The 24,271-nt window shown below is 48.7% G+C and carries 21 protein-coding genes; all 21 read left to right on the top strand.

What is annotated here, in order from left to right:
- The first annotated feature begins 21 nt into the window (after positions 1-21).
- The 21 genes from wcaA to wzm all read left to right on the top strand — a co-directional run bounded on the left by wcaA (position 22) and on the right by wzm (position 24,271).
- Positions 22-864 (top strand): colanic acid biosynthesis glycosyltransferase WcaA, encoded by an 843-nt coding sequence (gene wcaA, locus OGV94_RS08195; RefSeq protein WP_286523047.1) that lies wholly within the window; start codon positions 22-24, stop codon positions 862-864.
- 2 nt (positions 865-866) lie between these two features.
- Positions 867-1,355, top strand: a complete 489-nt coding sequence (gene wcaB / locus OGV94_RS08190; protein ID WP_047410100.1) for a colanic acid biosynthesis acetyltransferase WcaB — start codon at positions 867-869, stop codon at positions 1,353-1,355.
- Complete coding sequence (gene wcaC / locus OGV94_RS08185) at positions 1,352-2,569, top strand: colanic acid biosynthesis glycosyltransferase WcaC (protein WP_286523045.1); 1,218 nt, start codon at positions 1,352-1,354, stop codon at positions 2,567-2,569. Before wcaB ends, wcaC begins: the two co-directional genes overlap by 4 nt.
- Positions 2,544-3,761, top strand: coding sequence for a colanic acid polymerase WcaD (gene wcaD / locus OGV94_RS08180; protein ID WP_100194541.1), 1,218 nt, complete (start codon positions 2,544-2,546; stop codon positions 3,759-3,761). The genes wcaC and wcaD overlap by 26 nt, the downstream gene beginning before the upstream one ends.
- A gap of 5 nt (positions 3,762-3,766) precedes the next feature.
- Positions 3,767-4,513: a colanic acid biosynthesis glycosyltransferase WcaE gene (gene wcaE / locus OGV94_RS08175; RefSeq protein ID WP_043016878.1), complete on the top strand. Its 747-nt coding sequence runs from the start codon at positions 3,767-3,769 to the stop codon at positions 4,511-4,513.
- 9 nt (positions 4,514-4,522) lie between these two features.
- Positions 4,523-5,077 (top strand): colanic acid biosynthesis acetyltransferase WcaF, encoded by a 555-nt coding sequence (gene wcaF, locus OGV94_RS08170; RefSeq protein WP_043016877.1) that lies wholly within the window; start codon positions 4,523-4,525, stop codon positions 5,075-5,077.
- A 24-nt stretch (positions 5,078-5,101) separates the two neighbouring features.
- Complete coding sequence (gene gmd / locus OGV94_RS08165) at positions 5,102-6,223, top strand: GDP-mannose 4,6-dehydratase (protein ID WP_047410111.1); 1,122 nt, start codon at positions 5,102-5,104, stop codon at positions 6,221-6,223.
- A 2-nt stretch (positions 6,224-6,225) separates the two neighbouring features.
- Complete coding sequence (gene fcl / locus OGV94_RS08160) at positions 6,226-7,191, top strand: GDP-L-fucose synthase (RefSeq protein ID WP_286523042.1); 966 nt, start codon at positions 6,226-6,228, stop codon at positions 7,189-7,191.
- Between the two features lie 2 nt (positions 7,192-7,193).
- Positions 7,194-7,673 carry a GDP-mannose mannosyl hydrolase gene (locus OGV94_RS08155; protein WP_200007740.1) on the top strand — a complete coding sequence of 160 codons (480 nt, stop codon included), beginning with the start codon at positions 7,194-7,196 and terminating at the stop codon, positions 7,671-7,673.
- Positions 7,670-8,896, top strand: coding sequence for a colanic acid biosynthesis fucosyltransferase WcaI (gene wcaI, locus OGV94_RS08150; RefSeq protein ID WP_100194540.1), 1,227 nt, complete (start codon positions 7,670-7,672; stop codon positions 8,894-8,896). The genes OGV94_RS08155 and wcaI overlap by 4 nt, the downstream gene beginning before the upstream one ends.
- Complete coding sequence (gene cpsB / locus OGV94_RS08145; RefSeq protein ID WP_075145955.1) at positions 8,896-10,332, top strand: mannose-1-phosphate guanyltransferase; 1,437 nt, start codon at positions 8,896-8,898, stop codon at positions 10,330-10,332. The genes wcaI and cpsB overlap by 1 nt, the downstream gene beginning before the upstream one ends.
- 127 nt (positions 10,333-10,459) lie before the next feature.
- Positions 10,460-11,830 carry a colanic acid biosynthesis phosphomannomutase CpsG gene (cpsG, locus tag OGV94_RS08140; RefSeq protein WP_047410126.1) on the top strand — a complete coding sequence of 457 codons (1,371 nt, stop codon included), beginning with the start codon at positions 10,460-10,462 and terminating at the stop codon, positions 11,828-11,830.
- A gap of 54 nt (positions 11,831-11,884) precedes the next feature.
- Positions 11,885-13,279, top strand: a complete 1,395-nt coding sequence (gene wcaJ / locus OGV94_RS08135) for an undecaprenyl-phosphate glucose phosphotransferase (RefSeq protein WP_043016870.1) — start codon at positions 11,885-11,887, stop codon at positions 13,277-13,279.
- A 1-nt stretch (position 13,280) separates the two neighbouring features.
- Positions 13,281-14,759 carry a colanic acid undecaprenyl disphosphate flippase WzxC gene (wzxC, locus tag OGV94_RS08130; RefSeq protein WP_286523038.1) on the top strand — a complete coding sequence of 493 codons (1,479 nt, stop codon included), beginning with the start codon at positions 13,281-13,283 and terminating at the stop codon, positions 14,757-14,759.
- A gap of 63 nt (positions 14,760-14,822) precedes the next feature.
- Positions 14,823-16,103: a colanic acid biosynthesis pyruvyl transferase WcaK gene (gene wcaK, locus OGV94_RS08125; protein WP_286523036.1), complete on the top strand. Its 1,281-nt coding sequence runs from the start codon at positions 14,823-14,825 to the stop codon at positions 16,101-16,103.
- Positions 16,100-17,320, top strand: a complete 1,221-nt coding sequence (gene wcaL / locus OGV94_RS08120) for a colanic acid biosynthesis glycosyltransferase WcaL (protein WP_200007732.1) — start codon at positions 16,100-16,102, stop codon at positions 17,318-17,320. The genes wcaK and wcaL overlap by 4 nt, the downstream gene beginning before the upstream one ends.
- A gap of 11 nt (positions 17,321-17,331) precedes the next feature.
- Positions 17,332-18,726 (top strand): colanic acid biosynthesis protein WcaM, encoded by a 1,395-nt coding sequence (gene wcaM, locus OGV94_RS08115; RefSeq protein ID WP_286523034.1) that lies wholly within the window; start codon positions 17,332-17,334, stop codon positions 18,724-18,726.
- Between the two features lie 165 nt (positions 18,727-18,891).
- Complete coding sequence (gene galF, locus OGV94_RS08110; protein ID WP_000609089.1) at positions 18,892-19,785, top strand: GalU regulator GalF; 894 nt, start codon at positions 18,892-18,894, stop codon at positions 19,783-19,785.
- A gap of 443 nt (positions 19,786-20,228) precedes the next feature.
- The gene (gene galE / locus OGV94_RS08105) at positions 20,229-21,245 is read left to right on the top strand and encodes a UDP-glucose 4-epimerase GalE (RefSeq protein WP_043016865.1); all 1,017 of its coding nucleotides are present in this window, start codon (positions 20,229-20,231) and stop codon (positions 21,243-21,245) included.
- A gap of 33 nt (positions 21,246-21,278) precedes the next feature.
- Positions 21,279-23,495 carry a glycosyltransferase gene (locus OGV94_RS08100; RefSeq protein WP_172863158.1) on the top strand — a complete coding sequence of 739 codons (2,217 nt, stop codon included), beginning with the start codon at positions 21,279-21,281 and terminating at the stop codon, positions 23,493-23,495.
- Entirely contained in the window at positions 23,492-24,271 is a 780-nt protein-coding gene (gene wzm / locus OGV94_RS08095) for an O89/O101/O162 family O-antigen export ABC transporter permease subunit (RefSeq protein WP_043016863.1), read from the top strand. Before OGV94_RS08100 ends, wzm begins: the two co-directional genes overlap by 4 nt.

Genomic DNA, 24,271 nt, shown 5'->3' with positions numbered 1-24,271 from the left:
AACTTTATTTGGGAAACGAAAATGACGACAGACAACCCGCTAATTTCAATTTATATGCCAACCTGGAACCGTCAACAGTTGGCTATCCGGGCGATTAAATCGGTATTGCGCCAGGACTATCCTCACTGGGAGATGATCATTGTGGATGATTGCTCTTCCTCGTATGAGCAACTGCAGCAGTTTGTTGAGGAACTCAACGATCCGCGGGTGTCGTATACGCATAATTCCACTAACTCCGGGGCCTGCGCGGTGCGTAATCAGGCCATTATGCAGGCCAGTGGGCAGTATATTACGGGAATTGATGATGATGATGAATGGACGCCGAACCGCCTGAGCATCTTTCTTAACTACCGCCATCACCTGGTCACGCGGGCGTTTCTGTACGCCAATGACTATGTCTGCGAAGGCGAAGTGTATTCGCAACCGGCCAGCCTGCCGCTGTATCCGAAATCCGGTTATTCACGTCGTAAATTTTATAAGCGTAATATCATTGGTAATCAGGTGTTTACCTGGGCGTGGCGGTTTAAAGCATGCCTGTTCGATACCACGCTGAAAGCGGCGCAGGATTACGACATCTTCCTGCGTATGGTAGTGGCGTACGGTAAACCGTGGAAGGTAAAAGAGGCAACGCAGATCCTGCATGTCAATCACGGTGAAATGCGTATCACCTCATCGCCGAAAAAATTCTCCGGCTACTTTCAGTTTTACCGTAAACACAAAGGCAAATTTGACCGGGCCAGCAAGAAATATCAGCTGTTTACTCTCTATCAGATCCGCAACAAACGGATGAACTGGCGCACGTTGCTGACGCTGCTTTCTGTTCGCAACAGCAAGCGTCTGGCCGACGGAATGCGAGGTCGTTAAGTATGCTGGAAGATTTACGCGCTAATAGCTGGAGTCTTCGCCCCTGCTGCATGGTGGTGGCCTATCGGATTGCCCATTTTTGCTCCGTCTGGCGTAAAAAAAATGTCTTGAATAACCTGTGGGCCGCCCCGGTGCTGGTGATGTATCGCCTTATCACCGAATGCCTGTTCGGCTATGAAATCCAGGCTGCCGCATCTATTGGTCGTCGTTTCACCATCCATCATGGCTATGGGGTGGTTATCAATAAACACGTGGTGGCAGGGGATGATTTTACTCTGCGCCACGGTGTCACCATCGGCAATCTGGGTACCAACGATCCGTCCTGTCCGGTTATTGGTAACGGCGTTGAGTTGGGAGCGAATGTCACTCTGCTCGGCAACGTTGTTATTGGCAATAACGTGACGATTGGCGCCGGGAGCGTCGTGGTGGATAGCGTCCCGGACAATGCGCTGGTCGTGGGTGAGAAGGCTCGGGTGAAGGTAATAAAATGAAGATATTACAGTTTAATGTGCGGCTCGCAGAAGGTGGGGCGGCTGGCGTGGCGTTAGATTTACATCTGAGGGCGCTGGAGAAAGGGCTGTCCTCGCGTTTTGTCTATGGCTATGGCAAAGGCGGTAAGAAAAGCGTCAGCCATGCGAATTACCCGCAGGTTTTCAAACATACGCCACGCCTGACGTCGGCGGTAAACATTGCGCTGTTTCGTTTCGCGAACCGCGATCTGTTTGGCAATCTCGACAAGTTATACCGTGAAGTTATCCGCACCAGCGGCCCGCTGGTCCTGCATTTTCATGTGTTGCACAGCTACTGGTTGAACCTGGAAGAGGTGGTCACCTTTTGCCAAAAAGTGAAGGCGTGTAAACCGGATGTTTCCTTCGTCTGGACGCTGCACGATCACTGGAGCGTGACCGGGCGCTGTGCCTTTACCGATGGTTGCGAAAACTGGAAAACGGGCTGCCAGAAATGCCCAACGCTCAGTAACTATCCGCCGGTAAAAATCGATAAAGCCCATCAGCAGTTGCCCGGTAAGCGGCAGATGTTTCGTGCCATGCTGGCGCTGGGCTGCCAGTTTATCTCGCCCAGTCAGCATGTGGCCGACGCATTCAACAGCCTGTATGGCGTGGGACGCTGCCGTATTATTAACAACGGCATCGATGTAGCAACTGAATCCATTCTTGCCGATCTTCCCGCTAAGCATGAGGGGAGCGGTAGACCGAAAATCGCCGTGGTGGCTCATGATCTGCGCTATGACGGGAAAACCAGCCAGCAACTGGTGCGAGCGATGGTAGCGCTCGGAGACAAAATTGAACTGCATACTTTTGGCAAATTTTCGCCATTTGCGGGAGATAACGTCATCAATCACGGGTTTGAAAGCGATAAGCGCACGTTGATGAGTGCGCTAAATGAGATGGATGGCCTGATGTTCAGCTCCCGAGTTGATAACTACCCGCTGATCCTGTGCGAAGCGCTTTCCATTGGCATACCGGTTATTGCCACGCACAGTGATGCCGCGCAAGAAGTACTGGCAAAATCGGGCGGCAAAACGTTCAGCGAAGCGGACGTATTGCAACTGGTGCAACTGAAAAAATCAGACATTGCGCAGGCGGTATTTGACACGTCGCTTGCTGCGTTCAGCCAGCGCAGCCGGGTGGCATACAGTGGGCAACAGATGCTGGAGGAATATGTCTCGTTCTATCAGAATCTGTAGCTATCTGGTGCTACCGCTGCTTTATTTGCTGGTCAACGTCAAACTCGCCCAGCTTGGCGAGAGCTTCCCGATAACTATCGTCACCTTCTTACCCGTCCTGCTGTTGCTGTTTGTCGAGCGCATTAATATCAAAAAATTAATGATTGCGTTGGGCATGGGGGGCGGGCTGACGGCGTTTAATTATCTGTTCGGTCAGTCACTGGATGCCAGCAAGTACGTGACGTCCGCAATGCTGTTTATTTATACCGTGGTGATCATTGGCATGGTGTGGAGTATTCGCTTCAAAACCATTTCACCGCATAACTACACTAAGATCTTGCGGTTTTTCTGGCTGGTGGTGGGACTGGTGGTGGGGTTAGCTGCAGTTGAAATGGCGCAGATAATTCTCAGTGGCGGCAGCAGTTTAATGGAAGTTATTTCGAAATATCTTATTTACAGTAACAGCTATGTTCTGAACTTTATTAAATTTGGTGGAAAACGAACTACTGCGCTCTATTTCGAACCGGCATTTTTCGCTCTGGCGTTAATCTCAATTTGGCTCAGCATCAAACAGTTTGGTATCAAAACGCCTAAGTCCGATGTTATGATTCTGGCAGGGATAATATTATCAGGATCGTTTTCAGGGGTAATGACGTTTATTTTGTTTTATCTTCTGGAGTGGGCGTTCCAGTATCTGAATAAGGATGCGATAAAAAAGAAGCTACCGCTGGCGATAATCTCATTAAGCGTATTTGTAGTTGGAGTGATATTTGCTTTCCCATACATCGCAACACGCCTTGGAGATTTAGGAACTGAAGGTTCGTCATCGTATTATCGGATCGTAGGACCATTAGTGATGGTCGGTTATTCGTTACTTAACGTTGATGGGGTAGTGAGATTTGGCTCACTTTATGAATATGTTGCGTCATTCGGAATTTTTAACGGTGCAGATGTTGGCAAAACGATAGACAATGGCTTGTATCTGCTGATTATTTATTTTTCATGGTTCGCGGTGATATTAGCCCTATGGTACATGGGAAAAGTCATGAAAATGATGATCAATGCGTTTGGTGATAATCAGAATTATCGGGTGCAGCTTTATCTTTTTACGCCACTGTCGCTATTTTTTACAGGTTCAGTATTTAGTCCGGAATACGCGTTTTTAATTGTGTGTCCGTTTATTTTGCGCAAGGCGCTGAATATCGCGAGGTAAATCACATGCTGCTCAGTATTATCACCGTCGCCTTTCGCAATCTGGAAGGGATCGTCAAAACTCACGCATCACTGGCACATCTGGCGCAGGCGAATGATATCAGTTTTGAGTGGATTGTTGTTGATGGCGGCTCTTCTGATGGTACGTCATCCTTTCTTGAAGGACTTAGCGCAGAGCACCGGTTACGGTTTGTCAGCGAGCCGGATAAGGGCATCTATGATGCGATGAACAAAGGTATCGCTATGGCGCGCGGTCGGTTTGCGCTGTTCCTCAACTCCGGGGATATTCTGCATGCGGATGCAGCTTGTTTTATCCGTCAGCTAAAAACGCAAAGCGATAAAACTATGGTTATTGGCGATGCGTTGTTGGATTTCGGCAATGGCAACAAAATTAAGCGGCGAGCTAAGCCGGGTTGGTATATTTATCACAGCCTGCCCGCCAGCCATCAGGCCATCTTCTTTCCGCTCTCGGGACTGAATGTCTGGCGCTATGATTTGCAATACAAAATATCTTCCGATTACGCATTAGCTGCCCGATTATACAAATCCGGTTATGCATTTAAAAAACTGAGCGGGCTGGTGTCAGAGTTTTCCATGGGTGGCGTGTCAACGACGAATAATCTGGAATTGTGCCGGGATGCCAAAAAGGTACAGCGCCAGATATTACATATGCCAGGTTTTTGGACCGGGTTGTCAGAATATTTACGTCTGCGCACAACCGGTAAAACAAAAACTTTATATGGAAAAACGTAAGGGCAAATTATGCAGGATTTAAGCGGATTTAAAGTGCCTGCTGGTTTTCGTGGTGGTGGCGCCATTAAAGTCCAATTATGGTGGGCAGTGCAAGCAACATTGTTTCGCTGGTCACCGCAGGTCATGTACCGCTGGCGCGCATTTTTATTACGCATGTTTGGCGCGAAAATAGGAAAAAACGTAGTTATTCGACCTTCAGTAAAAATTACTTATCCGTGGAAATTGACCCTGGGAGATTATGCCTGGGTGGGTGATGACGCGGTTTTATATACGTTGGGTGATATTACGATTGGTGCTCACGCGGTTATTTCGCAAAAAAGTTATTTATGCACCGGGAGCCATGATTATGCCAGTCAATATTTTGATATTAACGCCACACCGATTGTGGTTGGGGATAAATGCTGGCTGGCGACAGATGTCTTTGTCGCGCCTGGCGTGACCATTGGCGATGGCACCGTCGTCGGAGCACGAAGCAGCGTTTTTAAATCGCTGCCAGCAAATGTCGTTTGTCGGGGAAATCCCGCAGTAGTCACGCGCAAACGCGTCGAAAAAGTTACTCCCTGAGGGGATCATTTAAGAGGTAATAACATGTCAAAAGTCGCTCTCATTACTGGCGTAACCGGGCAGGATGGTTCTTACCTGGCAGAATTTCTGCTGGAAAAAGGGTATGAAGTACACGGCATTAAGCGCCGCGCTTCATCATTCAACACCGAACGTGTGGACCACATTTACCAGGATCCGCATTCGGGTAATCCCAAATTTCATCTGCACTATGGCGATTTGACGGACTCCTCCAACCTGACCCGTATTCTACAAGAGGTCCAACCGGATGAGGTCTATAACCTGGGCGCCATGAGTCATGTCGCGGTGTCGTTTGATTCACCGGAATATACCGCCGATGTCGATGCGATCGGCACCTTACGTTTGCTGGAAGCCATCCGCTTCCTCGGTCTGGAAAAGAAAACGCGTTTTTATCAGGCTTCCACCTCTGAACTGTACGGCCTGGTACAGGAAATTCCGCAGAAAGAGACTACGCCGTTCTACCCGCGCTCGCCGTATGCCGTTGCTAAGCTGTACGCGTATTGGATAACCGTCAACTACCGTGAATCTTACGGTATGTATGCCTGTAACGGCATTCTGTTTAACCACGAATCTCCGCGCCGCGGCGAAACCTTTGTTACTCGCAAAATTACCCGAGCGATCGCCAACATCGCTCAGGGGCTCGAGTCTTGCCTGTATCTGGGCAACATGGATTCACTGCGCGACTGGGGCCATGCCAAAGATTACGTCAGGATGCAGTGGATGATGCTGCAGCAGGATAAACCGGAAGATTTCGTGATTGCCACCGGCGTGCAGTATTCCGTGCGCCAGTTTGTGGAAATGGCGGCCGCTCAGTTGGGGATTAAATTGCGCTTTGAAGGCGAGGGCGTGAATGAAAAAGGCATTGTGGTTTCCGTAACCGGACACGATGCGCCAGGGGTAAAACCTGGAGATGTCATGATTGCCGTCGACCCGCGTTATTTCCGTCCGGCTGAAGTGGAAACGCTGCTGGGCGATCCAGCTAAAGCACATGAAAAACTGGGCTGGAAGCCGGAAATTACGCTGCGCCAGATGATCTCGGAAATGGTTGCCAACGATCTTGATGCGGCGAAGAAACATTCCCTGCTGAAGTCGCACGGTTACGAGGTCGCTATCGCGCTGGAGTACTGAGGATGAAGACACAACGTATTTTTGTGGCGGGCCATCGCGGTATGGTGGGGGCCGCCATCGTCAGACAACTGTCTCAGCGAAATAATATAGAGCTGGTGCTGCGTACCCGCGAGCAACTTAACCTGCTGGACGCCAGCGCAGTGCAGGCGTTCTTTGCCACTGAACGCATTGACCAGGTTTATCTGGCGGCGGCAAAAGTGGGCGGGATTGTGGCGAATAATACTTATCCTGCTGATTTTATTTATGAAAATATGATGATTGAGAGCAACATTATTCATGCTGCGCATTTGCATAACGTGAATAAACTGTTGTTCCTCGGGTCATCCTGTATTTATCCAAAGCAAGCCACCCAGCCAATCGCTGAGAGTGAATTGTTGCAGGGGCAACTTGAGCCGACCAATGAGCCGTATGCGATTGCCAAAATTGCCGGTATCAAGCTGTGCGAATCATATAACCGGCAGTATGGCCGGGATTATCGCTCAGTAATGCCGACCAATCTGTACGGACCGCATGACAACTTCCATCCGAGTAATTCGCATGTGATCCCGGCGCTGCTGCGCCGCTTTCATGAAGCTCGCGAGCAAAATACGTCGGATGTGGTGGTGTGGGGTAGCGGTACGCCGATGCGCGAATTTCTGCATGTCGACGACTTGGCGGCGGCCAGTATTCATGTGATGGAGCTGGCTCAGGAAGTCTGGCAGGAATATACCCAACCAATGCTGTCGCATATCAACGTGGGTACTGGCGTTGATTGCACCATCCGTGAACTGGCCCAGACCATCGCGCAGGTCGTGGGTTACAAGGGGCGAGTGGTGTTCGACGCCAGCAAACCGGACGGCACGCCGCGCAAATTGCTCGACGTTACGCGGTTGCATCAGTTGGGTTGGTATCACGAGATATCCCTGGAAGCGGGGCTTGCCAGTACATATCAGTGGTTCCTTGAAAACCAGCAGCACTACCGGGGGTAAGTATGTTTTTACGTCATGAGGATTTTGCCACCGTTGTCCGTTCAACCCCGCTGATTTCCATCGATTTAATCGTGGAAAACGCCGACGGCGAATTTCTGCTCGGTAAGCGTCTCAATCGTCCGGCGCAGGGGTGCTGGTTCGTGCCCGGCGGTCGGGTGCAAAAAGATGAATCGCTGCGCGTGGCCTTTGAGCGGCTTACTGAAGCTGAGCTGGGGTTACGTTTACCGCTGTCCGCTGCGGAGTTTTACGGTGTCTGGCAGCATTTCTATGACGACAACTTTTCCGGGGAGGATTTCTCAACGCATTACATCGTGCTGGGATTTCGTCTGCGGGTGTCGGAAAACGACCTGCACCTGCCTGACGTTCAACATGATGCGTACCGCTGGCTGGCAGCTACACAGATTCTGGCCAGTGACCACGTGCACGACAACAGCCGGGCTTACTTCTGTGAAACGGCCCAGACCGGAGTACCCGGTCTATGAAGATCCTCGTGTATGGCATCAACTATTCACCGGAGTTGACCGGTATCGGCAAATACACCGGTGAAATGGTGCAGTGGATGGCGCAACAGGGGCATGACGTTCGGGTGATCACCGCGCCGCCTTATTATCCGCAGTGGAAGGTCAACGGTCGCTATTCATCCTGGCGTTACCGTCGTGAAGAGGGTGACGCCATTGTCTGGCGTTGTCCGCTGTATGTGCCTGAGCAACCCTCTACGCTCAAACGGCTGCTGCATTTGGGCAGTTTTGCCCTGAGCAGTTTTTTCCCGCTGCTGGCGCAACGTCGCTGGAAGCCGGACCGCATTATCGGCGTGGTGCCGACGCTGTTTTGTACGCCGGGCATGCGTCTGCTGGCAAAACTTTGTGGCGCGCGCACGTTGTTGCACGTTCAGGATTACGAAGTCGATGCCATGTTGGGACTTGGCATGGCGGGCACAGGCAAGCGCGGTATGGTGGCAAAACTGGCCAGCGCCTTTGAGCGCAGTGGACTGTTGAATATGGACCATATCTCGACCATCTCCCGGACCATGATGCACAAAGCCATGGAAAAAGGCGTTGCGCCGCACAAAGTTATTTTCTTTCCAAACTGGTCGGAAGTGGCACGTTTTCGCGGCGTGAACGATACCGATGCCCTGGCGTTGCGTCAGCAACTGGGCTTGCCTGTCTCCCAAAAGATCGTTCTTTACTCGGGCAATATCGGTGAAAAGCAGGGGCTGGAGAGCGTGGTTGACGCGGCTGTCCTGTTGAGCGAACAGCCCTGGCTGTTTGTGATCGTCGGGCAGGGCGGTGGTAAAGCGCGGCTGGAGAGTATGGTCAGCGAACGCGGCCTGAACAATGTGATGTTCTTTCCACTGCAATCTTATGACGCGCTGCCGGCATTGCTCAAGATGGCGGATTGTCATCTGGTGGTACAAAAGCGCGGTGCGGCGGATGCCGTACTGCCCTCCAAACTGACCAATATCCTCGCCGTTGGCGGTAACGCGGTCATTACCGCCGAGCCTGAAACCGAGTTGGGGCAGCTTTGTGACACTTATCCTGGCATTGCGGTGTGTGTGGAGCCGGAGTCGGTTAACGCGTTGGCCTGCGGTATTCAACGGGCGCTGATGATGCCAAAAGTGAACACGATGGCACGTGATTATGCCGAACGCACGCTGGATAAAGAAAACGTGCTGAGTCAATTTATTGCTGATATTCGGGGTACATGATGAGTCAAAGCAAACTCTTTCCGGTAGTGATGGCCGGTGGCTCGGGTAGCCGTTTATGGCCATTGTCCCGCGTGCTGTATCCAAAGCAGTTCCTGTGTCTGAAAGGCGATCTCACCATGCTGCAGACAACGATCTGCCGTCTGAACGGCGTGGAGTGCGAAAGCCCGGTGGTTATCTGTAACGAACAACACCGTTTCATTGTGGCGGAACAGCTACGACAACTGCACAAGCTGACTGAGAACATTATTCTCGAACCCGCCGGGCGTAATACGGCACCGGCGATAGCGCTGGCTGCGCTGGCGGCAAAACGCCAAAGTCCGGGGGAAGATCCGCTGCTGCTGGTGTTGGCAGCCGATCACATGATTGCCGATGAAGAAGCATTTCGCGAGGCGGTTCGTAATGCGATGCCCTATGCCAGTGCGGGTAAGCTGGTGACGTTTGGTATCGTGCCAGACCAGCCGGAGACCGGCTACGGCTATATCCGTCGTGGCGAGGTTTCACCGACGAATACCGACGCCGTGGCTTTTGAAGTGGCGCAGTTTGTTGAAAAGCCCAATCTGGAAACCGCGCAGGCTTACGTGGCGAGCGGCGACTACTACTGGAACAGCGGCATGTTTTTATTCCGCGCCGGGCGTTATCTGGAAGAACTGAAAAAATATCGTCCCGATATTCTTGAGGCCTGCGAAAACGCCATGAGTACGGTTGACCCCGATCTCGATTTTATCCGCGTTGATGAACAGGCGTTTCTCGCCTGCCCGGAAGAGTCTGTGGACTATGCGGTTATGGAACGTACGGCCGATGCGGTGGTGATGCCAATGAACGCAGGCTGGAGCGATGTTGGCTCCTGGTCATCATTGTGGGAAATCAGCGCCCATACCGCTGAAGGTAATGTGCATCACGGCGACGTCATTAGCCATAAAACGGAGAACAGCTATGTGTATGCCGAATCTGGCCTGGTGACGACCGTCGGGGTGAAAGATCTGGTGGTGGTGCAGACTAAAGACGCAGTGCTGATAGCCGATCGCAACGCGGTGCAGGACGTTAAAAAAGTGGTAGAGCAAATTAAAGCTGACGGACGTCATGAGCACCATATTCACCGTGAAGTTTATCGCCCATGGGGCAAGTACGATTCTATTGATGCCGGAGACCGTTATCAGGTGAAGCGAATTACCGTCAAACCCGGTGAGGGATTGTCCGTGCAGATGCATCATCACCGGGCTGAACACTGGGTTGTGGTGGCTGGCACCGCGAAGGTGACGATTAATGATGATATCAAGCTGCTCGCTGAAAACGAGTCTGTCTATATTCCGCTGGGCGCGACCCATTGTCTGGAGAACCCCGGGAAAATCCCACTCGATCTGATTGAGGTGCGCTCCGGATCTTATCTCGATGAGGATGATGTCGTGCGGTTTGCGGACAGATACGGGCGCGCTTAACACAACATCCTCGTTGCCGGATGGCGGCGTGTACGCCTTATCCGGCCTACAAACGAACGGTTAGTCATTTTTTGAAAAATATCTCCAGTCAGGAGAGGGCTAACTGTTGCCTGAAGAAGGGTAAATCATGACGAAATTAACCTGTTTCAAAGCCTATGACATTCGCGGCAGGCTGGGCGAAGAACTAAATGAAGAGATTGCGTGGCGTATTGGCCGCGCTTACGGCGAGTTCCTGAAGCCAAAAACGATTGTTCTGGGTGGCGACGTGCGCCTGACCAGCGAGACGCTAAAGCTGGCGCTGGCAAAAGGGCTGCAGGATGCGGGGGTGGATGTGCTGGATATTGGTATGTCGGGCACCGAAGAGATTTACTTCGCCACCTTTCATCTGGGCATTGACGGCGGTATTGAAGTGACCGCCAGCCATAATCCAATGAATTACAACGGCATGAAGCTGGTGCGGGAAGGGGCGCGCCCCATCAGCGGTGATACCGGTCTGCGCGACGTGCAGCGCCTGGCGGAAGTCAACGACTTCCCGCCGGTCGATGAGGCAAAACGTGGCCGCTACCAGCGTATTACTACCCGCGATGCCTACATCGACCACCTGTTAGGGTACATCAATCCCGGCAACCTGAAACCGATGAAGCTGGTGCTCAATTCCGGCAACGGCACGGCAGGTCCGGTGATTGACGCCATTGAAGCCCGTTTTAAGGCGCTGGGCGCACCGGTCGAATTTATCAAAATCCACAATACGCCGGATGGCAACTTCCCCAACGGTATTCCCAATCCTCTGCTGCCGGAATGTCGGGCTGACACGCGCAATGCGGTGATTAAACACGGCGCAGATATGGGGATTGCCTTCGATGGGGATTTTGATCGTTGCTTCCTGTTCGATGAAAAAGGTCAGTTTATTGAGGGTTACTACATTGTCGGTCTGCTGGCGGAAGCGTTTCTGGAGAAGAATCCGGGGGCGAAAATTATCCACGACCCGCGCCTGTCCTGGAATACCGTGGATGTGGTGACGGCGGCAGGCGGTAAACCGGTGATGTCAAAAACCGGGCACGCGTTTATCAAAGAGCGCATGCGTCATGAAGATGCCATTTATGGCGGTGAAATGAGTGCGCATCACTATTTCCGCGACTTTGCTTACTGCGACAGCGGCATGATCCCGTGGCTGCTGGTGGCGGAGTTGCTGTGTCTGAAAGGACAGTCGCTGGGCGAACTGGTCCGCGACCGGATGGTGGCCTATCCGGCGAGTGGAGAAATAAACAGTACGCTGGCAGAGCCGGCGGCAGCGATTGCGCGCGTGGAGCAGCATTTTTCCCGTGAGGCGTTGACGGTGGACAGAACGGACGGTATCAGCATGTCGTTTGTCGACTGGCGCTTCAATTTACGCTCTTCCAATACTGAACCGGTGGTGCGTCTGAACGTGGAATCGCGCGGAGATATTCCGTTGATGGAAGCGCGAACGCGCACTCTTCTGGCGTTACTGAATCAGTAATGCCGGTGCTTCCTTTGCCCGATTACGGGCAAAGGGTGACTAACAGGAACCACGATGACACATCTAAAAAAGCGCGAACGCGCCAAAACCAATGCGTCGTTAATTTCGATGGTGCAACGCTTTTCAGATATCACCATCATGTTTGGCGGATTGTGGGTAGTCTGCGAATTAAGCGGTTTGCCTTTCCTGTATATGCACCTGCTGGTGGCGCTGATCACGCTGGTTGTTTTTCAGATGCTCGGGGGCATAACAGATTTTTATCGCTCCTGGCGCGGCGTCAAAATTTCAACTGAGCTGGTGCTGTTGTTGCAAAACTGGACGCTGAGTCTGATTTTTTGCGCAGGTCTGATCGCCTTTAATAACGATTTCGATAACCGTCTCGCCGTCTGGTTGGCGTGGTATCTGTTATCTAGCGTTGGCCTGGTGTTGAGTCGTTCGTTTATTCGCTACGGCGCGGGGTGGCTGCGTAATCGCGGTTACAACACTCGCCGGGTGGCGGTGGCTGGCGACATGCCCGCCGGACAACTGCTGCTGGACAGTTTTCGCCATGAACCGTGGCTGGGATTTGAAGTAGCGGGTGTCTATCACGACCCCATCCCTGGAAAAAACTCTCGCGACTGGGCCGGTAATCTGCAGCAACTGGTGGATGACGCCAAATCCTCGCGTATTCATAACGTTTATATCGCCATGTCGATGAGCGATGGCGCCAGCGTAAAAAAACTGGTGCGCGATCTGGCCGACACCACCTGTTCGGTACTCCTCATTCCCGATGTCTTTACCTTCAATATCCTGCATTCACGGATTGAAGAGATGAACGGCGTTCCGGTGGTGCCGCTGTATGACACGCCGCTCTCGGGGATTAATCGCCTGTTAAAGCGTGCGGAAGATATCGTGCTGGCTTCACTGATCCTGCTGCTTATTTCCCCGGTGCTATGTGGCATAGCGCTGCTGGTAAAACTGACCTCCAAAGGACCGGTGATTTTCCGCCAGACTCGCTATGGCATGGACGGAAAACCAATCAAAGTCTGGAAGTTTCGCTCAATGAAAGTGATGGAAAACGACGCTGTGGTGACGCAGGCGACGCAAAACGATCCGCGCGTAACTCCTGTGGGAAATTTCCTGCGCCGGACGTCGCTCGATGAACTGCCGCAGTTTATTAACGTGCTGACCGGGGGAATGTCTATCGTCGGGCCACGTCCGCATGCGGTGGCGCATAACGAGCAGTACCGCCAGTTGATTGAGGGGTACATGTTACGCCATAAGGTGAAACCGGGGATTACCGGCTGGGCGCAAATCAACGGCTGGCGTGGTGAAACCGATACGCTGGAAAAAATGGAAAAACGTGTGGAGTTTGACCTCGAATACATTCGCGAGTGGAGCGTGTGGTTCGATATCAAAATTGTTTTTCTGACAGTATTCAAAGGCTTTGTTAACAAAGCGGCGTACTAACATGAGCTTACGAGAAAAAACGCTTAACGGCGCTAAGTGGTCGGCGATTGCCACGGTGATCATTATTGGACTCGGACTTATTCAGATGACCGTCCTGGCGCGGATTATTGATAACCACCAGTTCGGGTTGTTAACCGTGTCGCTGGTGATCATTGCGCTGGCCGATACGTTGTCTGACTTTGGTATCGCCAACTCAATTATTCAGCGTAAAGAAATTGGCTATCTTGAACTGACCACGCTGTACTGGCTCAACGTTGGGCTGGGTATCGCGGTATGCGTGGCGATGTTTCTGTTGAGCGAGACGATTGCCCGTGTGCTCAATAACCCCGAACTTGCGCCGCTTATCAAAACCTTATCGCTGGCGTTTGTGGTGATACCGCACGGGCAGCAGTTTCGTGCGTTGATGCAAAAAGAGCTGGCCTTTAACAAAATCGGCATGATCGAAACCAGTTCGGTGCTGGCTGGTTTTACCTTTACCGTGGTCAGCGCCCATTTCTGGCCGCTCGCGCTGACCGCCATTCTTGGGTATCTGGTAAACAGTACGCTACGTACGCTGCTGTTCGGCTATTTTGGCCGTCGGATTTACCGCCCGGGGCTGCATTTTTCGCTGGCATCCGTTTCGTCGAATCTGCGTTTTGGCGCATGGCTGACGGCAGATAGCATCATCAATTACATCAATACCAATCTTTCCACGCTGGTTTTAGCCAGAACGTTGGGAGCTGGTGTGGCGGGTGGATTTAATCTTGCATGGAACGTGGCGGTTGTCCCCCCGATCAAACTGAACCCGATTATTACCCGCGTCCTGTTTCCGGCTTTCGCCAAAATCCAGGACGACAGTGAAAAGCTAAAGGTGAATTTTTACAAACTGTTATCGGTGGTCGGGATTATCAACTTCCCGGTGCTACTGGGATTGATGGTGGTGTCGAACCACGTAGTGCCTTTGGTGTTTGGCGAGAAGTGGAACGGCATTATTCCCGTCTTGCAACTGCTGTGCATCGTGGGTCTGCTGCGCTCGGTAGGGAATCCAATAGGATCGCTTTTGATGGCGAAAGCGCGGGTTGATATCAGTTTCAAGTTTAATGTGTTCAAAACCTTTCTGTTTATTCCAGCCATTTTTATCGGTGGTCATCTTGCCGGGGCGATTGGCGTGACGCTGGGCTTTTTGCTGGTTCAGGTGATTAACACGATCCTCAGCTATTTCGTGATGATTAAGCCTGTTCTTGGCCCCAGCTACCGCCAGTACATGCTCAGTCTTTGGTTGCCGTTGTATCTCTCTTTACCCACCCTTGTGGTGAGCTATGCGCTGGGCTTAACGCTGCGCAGCCACCTGCCATTAGGCGCGTTGCTGGGGATGCAGATTGCGGCAGGTGCGCTGGTATTTGCGGTGATGATTGTGCTGTCGCGCCATCCGCTGGTGGTGGAAATAAAACGTCAGCTTTGTCGCAGTGAAAAAATGAAAACCTTGCTTCGTGCAGGATGAATTGTGCTTGTTGCATGCCGGAGGGCGACAGCCGCCCTCCGGCAATGATTAGAAGAGGTCAGAATGAAATTACTAATTTTAGGCAACCATACCTGTGGGAACCGTGGGGATAGCGCGATTCTGCGCGGTTTGCTGGATGCCATTACCGCCTTGCGTCCCGAGACTGAAGTGGATGTGATGAGCCGTTACCCGGTGAGCTCCTCATGGTTGCTGAACCGCCCGGTGATGGGCGATCCGCTGTATTCGCAGATGAACCAGCACAATAACGCAGCGGGCGTCATGGGGCGCGTGAAGAAAGTGCTGCGTCGTCGCTATCAGCACCAGGTACTGCTCTCGCGCGTCACTGATTCCGGTAATCTGCGCAATATCGCTATCGCCCAGGGATTTACCGATTTTGTTCGTCTGCTGTCGCGCTACGACGCCATTATCCAGGTCGGCGGATCGTTTTTTGTCGATCTGTATGGCGTACCGCAGTTTGAACATGCCCTGTGTTCGTTTATGGCAAAAAAACCGCTGTACATGATTGGCCACAGCGTGGGGCCATTCCAGGATGAGCAGTTTAACCAACTGGCGAACTACGTATTTGGACACTGTAATGCGCTGATTTTGCGTGAGTCCGTCAGTCTGGAACTGATGAAGCGCAGTGCAATAAACACGGATAAAGTCGAAACCGGGGTGGATACCGCCTGGCTGGTAGATAACCATCATGAGGATTATGAGCCCGGTTATGCCGTCCAGCATTGGTTAAAAATGGCGGCTAAACAGAAGACGGTTGCCATAACGTTGCGTGAGTTGGCTCCTTTTGATAAACGCCTGGGGACAACGCAGCAGGCCTATGAGCAAGCCTTTGCCGGAGTGGTGAATCGCATCCTCGATGAAGGTTACCAGGTGATTGCACTGTCAACCTGCACCGGTATTGATAGTTACAACAAAGATGATCGCATGGTGGCGTTAAACCTGCGCCAGTATGTTAACGACCCGGCCCGGTATCACGTGGTGATGGATGAACTCAACGATCTGGAAATGGGGAAAATTTTGGCTGCCTGCGATCTGACGGTGGGGACTCGCTTGCACTCTGCCATCATCTCAATGAATTTTATGACGCCAGCCATCGCCATTAACTACGAGCATAAATCGGCAGGGATTATGCGACAGTTGGGGTTACCAGAGATGGCCGTCGATATTCGCCATCTGCTCGATGGTAGTCTGGAAGGGAAGGTCGCCGATGCTCTCGGACAGCTACCTGAGCTGCGCATACGTCTCGGCGACGCGGTTACGCGTGAGCGCGAACGCGGGGTGAGCATGGTGCAGTCGGTTTTATCGCGTATTGAGGGGGAAAAATGAAGATTGGCTTTTTCCTGCTTAAATTTCCGCTCTCCTCTGAGACCTTTATCCTCAATCAGATTACCGCATTTATCGATATGGGCTACGACGTGGAGATTGTCGCGTTGCAGAAGGGCGATCTTGAAAATACCCATGCTTCATTTAATACCTACCGTCTGGGTGAAAAAACGCGCTGGTTACTGAATGAACCACAGAGCAAGCTGGCGAAGCTGAAGTATAGAGCGGCGGCGACGCTGCACGGGATTACCCGCGCAGCCACCTGGAAAGCGCTTAATGTGGCACGCTATGGCGATGAGGCGCGCAATCTGATTTTAGCGGCTATTTGTGGCGGGAATCCACGGGCGTTTGAGGCGGATGTCTTTATCGCTCATTTTGGACCCGCAGGCGTAACGGCCGCCAAACTGCGTGAGCTTGGGGTGATCCGCGGAAAAATCGCCACGGTATTTCACGGCGTTGATGTTTCGCATCGGGATGTGCTTGCTCACTATACCCCTGAATATCAGCAGCTGTTTCAACGTGGAGATTTGATGTTACCCATCAGTAATCTCTGGGCTGGACGTTTAAAAAACATGGGGTGCCCGCCGCAAAAAATCGCGGTTTCCCGTATGGGTATCGACATGACACGTTTTACGCCTCGTCAACTGAAAGCCCCAGCCGCACCGCTGGAGATTATCTCTGTCGCCCGGTTAACCGAGAAAAAAGGACTGCATGTCGCCATCGAAGCCTGTCGGCAGTTGAAAGAGCAGGGCGTCTTATTTCGCTACCGCATTCTTGGCATTGGTCCCTGGGAGCGTCGTTTGCGTACGCTTATCGAGCAATATCAGCTTGATGATGTGATTGAGATGCCCGGCTTTAAACCTAGTCATCAGGTAAAGGAGATGCTTGAGCAGGCGGATGTATTTTTGCTGCCGTCGATCACCGGAAGGGATGGCGATATGGAGGGTATCCCAGTGGCGCTGATGGAGGCGATGGCAGTGGGGATCCCGGTCATTTCTACCGTCCACAGTGGGATCCCGGAGCTTGTCGAGTCGGGTAAATCTGGCTGGCTGGCACCGGAAAATGACGCGCAGGCTTTGGCAGAGAGATTAGCGGCATTTAGTCTGCTCGAGAGTGAGCAGGTGCAACCGATTGTGCAGTGCGCGCGCGAAAAAATTGAAAAAGAATTTAATCAATTAGCGATCAATAAACAGTTAGCCAGTCTGTTACAAACGATGTAAATCGAGGTTGTATGTCAGAGAACAAACTCTCACGCCGTACTTTTCTGACGGCAGGCTCTGCGCTTGCCGTACTGCATTTTCCCGTTGTCCGGGCGCTTGAATCAACGGTCAGCGTCAACATTCAGGATTACAACCCAAATGATTGGGTCGCTTCTTTCCGGCAGGCGTTCAAAGAAGGACAAACTGTAGTCGTGCCAAAAGGACTGGAATGTAAGGATCTTAATACCGCTATCGTTATTCCCCCTGGCAAAACACTATCCGTGCAAGGTCGAATAAGCGGTAATGGCCGTGGCCGCTTTGTTCTGCAGGATGAATGTAAGGTGCTGGGCGAGCAGGGCGGGAACCTGAGGAATGTTACCCTGGATGTACGGGGATCGGACTGCGTGATAAAAGGGATTGCCATGAGTGGTTTCGGCCCGGTGACGCAAATCTATATCGGCGGAAAAACCTCAAGGCTGATGCGCAATCTGACTATCGATGATATTACCGTCACGCGCGCTAACTACGGGATCCTGCGACAGGGTTTTCATAACCGTATGGATGGTGTGAAGATTACCCACTGCCGTTTTAGCGATCTTCAGGGCGATGCCATTGAGTGGAATGTGGCGATTAACGACAGCAACATCCTCATTTCTGACCACGTCATCGAACGTATCAACTGTACCAACGGCAATGTGAACTGGGGCATAGGCATCGGGCTGGCGGGCAGTACCTATGACAATACCTATCCCGATGAGCTGGCGATAAAAAACTTTGTCGTGGCGAACATCACTGGTACCGACTGTCGACAGTTAGTCCACGTGGAGAACGGCAAGCATTTTATCATTCGTAATATTACCGCGCGAAATATCACCCCGGATTTCAGTAAGAAAGCGGGCATCGATAATGCGACGGTCGCTATTTATGGATGTGATAATTTCGTCATTGATAATATCAATATGGAAAATAGCGCGGGTATGCTCATTGGTTATGGCGTTATCAAAGGGCGATATTTATCCATACCACAAAACTTTAAGTTGAATAATATCCATCTCGATAACACCAAACTTGAATACAAATTACGCGGCATTCAGATCTCATCGGGTAATGCAACATCATTCGTGGCCATTACCAACGTGGAGATGAAGCGCGCTACGCTTGAGTTGCACAACCAACCACAGCATCTTTTCTTGCGTAACATCAGGGTGATGCAGCAATCTGTAACAGGGCCCGCGCTTAAGATGCACTTCGATCTCCGTAAGGATGTACGCGGCAAGTTTATGGCTAAACAGGACACATTGCTCTCACTGGCAAATGTCCATGCGGTAAACGAAACGGGACAAAGTTCAGTTGACATTGACCGCATAAACCATCAGGTGGTGAATGTTGAAGCGGTGAATTTTCGACTGCCAGGGAAGGGGGGGTAACTTTGCGACCATTCCTGGCTAAAGTTGCACCTCCCTGGGATTAAGATTACTGCATTCCGCAGTTAAGCGGCGTAACATACGCTGCATCGGAGTAATGTAATTCATACTGGCTAAAACAAGCTAAAAAGCTATAATTCAGCAACAATTGAATAGGTGAATGACTTAATGATTAATTTGAAAGCAGTTATTCCGGTAGCAGGTCTGGGGATGCACATGTTGCCTGCCACGAAGGCAATCCCTAAAGAGATGCTGCCGATCGTAGACAAGCCGATGATTCAATACATTGTCGACGAAATTGTAGCTGCAGGTATCAAAGAAATCGTTCTGGTAACTCATGCGTCTAAGAACGCGGTTGAGAACCACTTCGACACCTCTTACGAACTCGAATCGTTGCTTGAGCAGCGTGTTAAGCGCCAGCTTTTAGCCGAGGTGCAGTCTATTTGTCCCCCTGGCGTGACTATTATGAACGTTCGTCAGGCTCAGTTGCTGGGCTTAGGTCATTCCATTCTTTGCGCTCGCCCAATTGTTGGGGATAACCCGTTTGTCGTCGTATTACCGGACGTCGTTCTGGATACCGCGAGTGCAGATCCTCTGCGCTACAACCTGGCTGCCATGGTGGCTCGTTTTAATGAAACCGGGCGTAGTCAGGTCTTGGCAAAACGTATGGAAGGCGATCTGTCCGAATACTCGGTTATTCAGACCAAAGAGCCTTTGGACAACGAAGGCAAAGTCAGCCGGATCGTTGAATTTATTGAAAAGCCGGACCAGCCGCAGACGCTGGATTCCGATCTGATGGCTGTAGGGCGTTATGTGCTGTCTGCTGATATTTGGGCCGAATTAGAGCATACCCAACCTGGCGCATGGGGACGTATTCAGTTGACGGATGCCATCGCAGAGCTGGCTAAAAAACAGTCTGTTGATGCCATGCTGATGACAGGCGATAGCTACGACTGCGGTAAGAAAATGGGTTACATGCAGGCATTCGTTAAGTACGGACTGCGCAACCTGAAGGAAGGGCCTAAGTTCCGTAAGAGCATTGAGAAGTTGCTCGGGGAATAATCAAGACAACAGATTATTTATATTGGTAATACTTCATATTAAATGGCAGGGGAAGTCTCTTGATGCTATCGGTAGACAGCATGACTCTACTGCCTTTTTTATGATAAAAATCAAGCAGTAAAAAAATCAATGTTCTACCTTTTCTTGTAGCAAAAATCGATTTTTCCTTGTTTCTTAGTGCGATTAATACGACAATATTTGGAATGTTCTGGGGCTAAATGTGTCAAAATGTAATCGATAATTGACAGGTTGAGCCCCGCAAAAATTGGAGTGTACAGTAGACTGGTAGCTGTTGAGCCAGGGGCGGTAGCGTGTCTGAACAAATTAACATTTCGGTGTTAAAATAAGATAACGTTATGTTAAAGGCTAATTTACAAAATATATAAGATCAAATAATTGAACACGTAATTAGCATAAAAGATTAATACAATTTCGGAGACTTCATGACTATACTTGTGACAGGTGGCGCTGGTTATATTGGTTCACATACCGTTTTACAATTAATTGAGGGCGGTTATGATGTGGTTGTGCTTGATAACCTGAGTAATTCATCCCAAGAGTCACTTCATCGCGTTGGGTCTTTGGTTTCGAAAAATATTCCATTCATTAAAGCTGATATCAACGATAAACAAAAGCTTGAAGAAGTTTTTAAAAACTACGATATTGATGCAGTGATTCATTTTGCAGGATTAAAATCTGTTGGTGAATCAGTAAAGAAACCACTGGAATATTACATTAATAATGTCAGTGGAACCCTCACTCTGCTTGAAGTTATGAAGCAAGCAAATGTTTACAAATTCATTTTTAGTTCGTCTGCGACTGTTTATGGTAATCATTCTCCAGTTCCCAACCTGGAGGAATATCCTATTGGAAATGCTTCATGCCCCTATGGAACTACTAAAGTCATGCTGGAGCAGATTTTATCAGACTATGCGAAATCTGATGATAAATTAAAAATTATTGCTCTGCGTTATTTTAATCCTACAGGTGCACATCCTAGTGGCCTTATTGGGGAAGATCCGAACGGCATTCCAAACAATCTTGTTCCTTATATTTCTCAAGTTGCTATTGGCAAATTGGAAAAACTGTCCGTTTATGGTGGCGATTATGAAACTATTGATGGAACAGGAGTACGCGACTTTATCCATGTAGTAGATCTTGCAGCAGGCCATGTTAGTGCTTTAAGGTATATCGATAAATTGCAAGGATATGACATTTTTAATCTTGGTACCGGCACTGGTGTCTCAGTTTTACAAGTAATTGATGCCTTTGAAAAAGCAAGTAACCAGAAAGTTAATTATGAAATTGTCGCCAGACGTGAGGGCGATATAGGATCTTCTTGGGCTGATGTATCTAAAGCAGAAAGGATTTTAGGCTGGAAATCCAGGTACAATATTGAAGATATGATGGTCCATACCTGGAATTGGCAAAAACAAAACCCTAATGGCTATGGAAGCTAGTACCAATCTATTTAATATTATAATGGCGTATCAATGAATTTATTTTTCATAGTCGATAAGTTGGATTGGGCATTCGGTAGAATAGCCCAAAATATAGCAACAGAATTAAGCGGTTTTAATGTAAAAATAGTTTGCACCGATGATTTTAAAACTGTGGCAGACTTTGTTATGCACCTGGATAAAAACGTAAAAGAAAAGAGTATTTTACACTTCTTTTGGCGTGATTATCTCATGGAAGTGATGAACTTCACTCAGCGGAATCCCCAATATAAAGAAATTTTGATCAGCAATATTGTTACAACGCATATTCCTGATCATCTTTTTACTTATGATGATATTGCAAACTATGAGAGAAGAATTCCTCTTATGAATTTTGTGGATGGGTATTTTGTTACATCCGGAAAATTGAAAGAGCTATATTCTGAACTGTCTGATTTTCCGCCTCCTCATAGTGTTATCTATGATAATCCAGAAATTCCAATGAGCGAGGTAAAAAGTTATGATAATCGTGACAGAAAAAAACTCGTATGGATTGGCAATAGTAAATGGGGGGAATACCTCGGTTACCAGGATTATAAAGGCCTGAATACAATAGTATTGCCGGCTCTAGATAAATTAAAAAAATCTGGATATACATTTGATTATATTGAGTTTGACAGTTCTAAGGGTAAGACCGATCGTGAGGTAATTCTTAAAACACTTTCTGATGCAGATATTCTACTGATTAGTTCGGAATGTGAAGGTACACCATTGCCACTTCTTGAAGCAATGGCAAACAGTTGTGCTGTTGTGTCGACAGATGTTGGCATAGCCAATGAAGTATTACCTGAAAAGCAGCTACAGTATATTGTGTCTCGGGATGCAGAGGCATTTTATGATTCATTGAAAGGTCTTCTTGACGATCAACGTGGTCTTGAAGAATTACAAAGAATGAATTATTTAGCATATCGCCAGCAATTTGTAGATGGTGGCCTTATAGCTGACAAATGGGCATTGTTCTTCAAAGATATGTGTTCAAAATCGCAAAATGAATTTAAGAATATATTCCTTCGCGAGCAGAAAGCTCCATCATTTAAAGAACGATTGATATCAAAAGCTATTTATAATCTAAGCAGACTAGCTCTTCGTTTGAATTTGATGAATACGCTAAAACAATACAGCCTGCTACGAAAAATATATTATAAGGTTGCAGGAACAACCACAAATCAAGTTGATTATGATTTGTTGGATGAGTTTTATAGTAATGCAACAGCAGATAAAGAAGTATTAGCATTTTACTCTGCATATTGGTCTGGTGTTGCCACATCAACTGCTAGTTTCTTTAAAGATGATAGTATCCAATATCCATATTATTCATATGAGTTCCCACAGGTTTCTACTCATGTCTATCTAAACAGGTTGGCAGAAAAACTTGCTGCATCTAAAACACTAAAAAGTGTGATCATGAGCGGTGGAACACAATTACAAATGGAACTTGCCAAAAAAATTAAGGCATTAAGTCCGAAAATAAAAATATTTTTTGCATGGCATGGTTCACCTGCTCAGTGGGTTGACTCCTCGCAATATTCAACGTTTGATGGATGGTATGAACTTTACCGAGAGCGAATTGTTGATGGGGTCATCTCGTTTAAGCCTGAGCTAGATGAAATACTCAATGCTTACGGTATTCGTGCATTCTCAGTATCGAATTATGTTGTATCAGGCACTTCGTTTTCTAAAAAATTAGCTGCACCTGATTCTGCCAATTTCCGCGTAGGTTTGTTCGCTGCAATGTTCAGTTGGTATAAAAATCCATTTCCTCAGTTACTAGCAATTGGTTCATTAAAAGGATGTGAGCTAGTTACAAACCTGCATCTTGAAAATAATATGAAGTGGGTTACTTCAAATATTAAACTTACGGCCTTATCAGAGAATTTAAATAATAAGCGGTTTATCGAACTGCTATCTCGTTTACATGTAGTGTGCTATGTAACGAATACGGAATGTTCACCAATGATAGCGTTGGAATCTGCAAGTGTCGGAACGCCATGCGTTGTGGGGCCAGCCGGAAACATATATAAAGGTTTTCCTGAGTTAGAATTGTATTTGGTTGAAAAAGAGGTTGATAATCCAACTGCAATCAGGAATCGGTTACAATTAGTTCGTGATAATTACGGGGAAATTAAAGTTTTGCTTAACGCATTTGTTTTGGAATACAACTCCCGGTTAGAATTAATTAAAGAAAAGATGTATAAAGAGCTGAAGCAATGAAAGAATCACTAACAGATATATATTCGTCAATAAAATCTTGGCATCTTTGGACTACATTAGGTTGGTTGGAATTAAGACAGAGATATAAAAGATCCATTGTTGGACCGTTTTGGATTACATTAAGTATGGCGGTCCTTATTATTGCCTTAGGGGTGATTTATGGAGAGCTTTTTAAACTAGAAGTTAAAGAATATCTCCCGATGCTAGCAGTTGGTTTGGTTTTCTGGAACTTTATTAGCGGCGTTATAAATGAAGGGTGTGTTACTTTCATATCGTCCAGCTCTTTTATAAGTCAATTACCAACTAAGAAATTCATATATATTATGCAAATGTTATGGCGAAATTTTATGATGCTTTGCCATAATATAGTAATAGTGATTGGTGTGTTGATTATATTCAACGTTTTTTCGTTAAGGAATTTTCCTCTTTTTATACTTGGTTTTATGATCGTAGTTGTTAACTTGATCTGGATTGCGACTTTGTTCGCGGTGATTTCTGTACGTTTTAGAGATTTTCCGCAAATGGTTATGAGCTTTATGCAGGTTGTCTTTTACATAACTCCGATATTATTTTCTGGAACAATGCTGGCTAAATATAGCTTACTGCTGAAGTTAAATCCATTTGCCTGGTTTATTGAGATTATTCGTTCGCCTTTAGTGGGCAAAATGCCAGAGCTATACTGCTATTATAATTCCATTATCCTTGCATGCGTAGGAACAGTTATCTCCCTAATTACATTTGCAAAATGTAGAAACCGCATTGCATATTGGGTGTAA

This window comes from Citrobacter sp. Ce006, from assembly GCF_030336535.1.
Taxonomy (GTDB): Bacteria; Pseudomonadota; Gammaproteobacteria; order Enterobacterales; family Enterobacteriaceae; genus Citrobacter; species Citrobacter europaeus.
The sequence above is the reverse complement of the archived record's forward strand: the minus strand, read 5'-3'. Positions and strand labels throughout refer to the sequence as shown.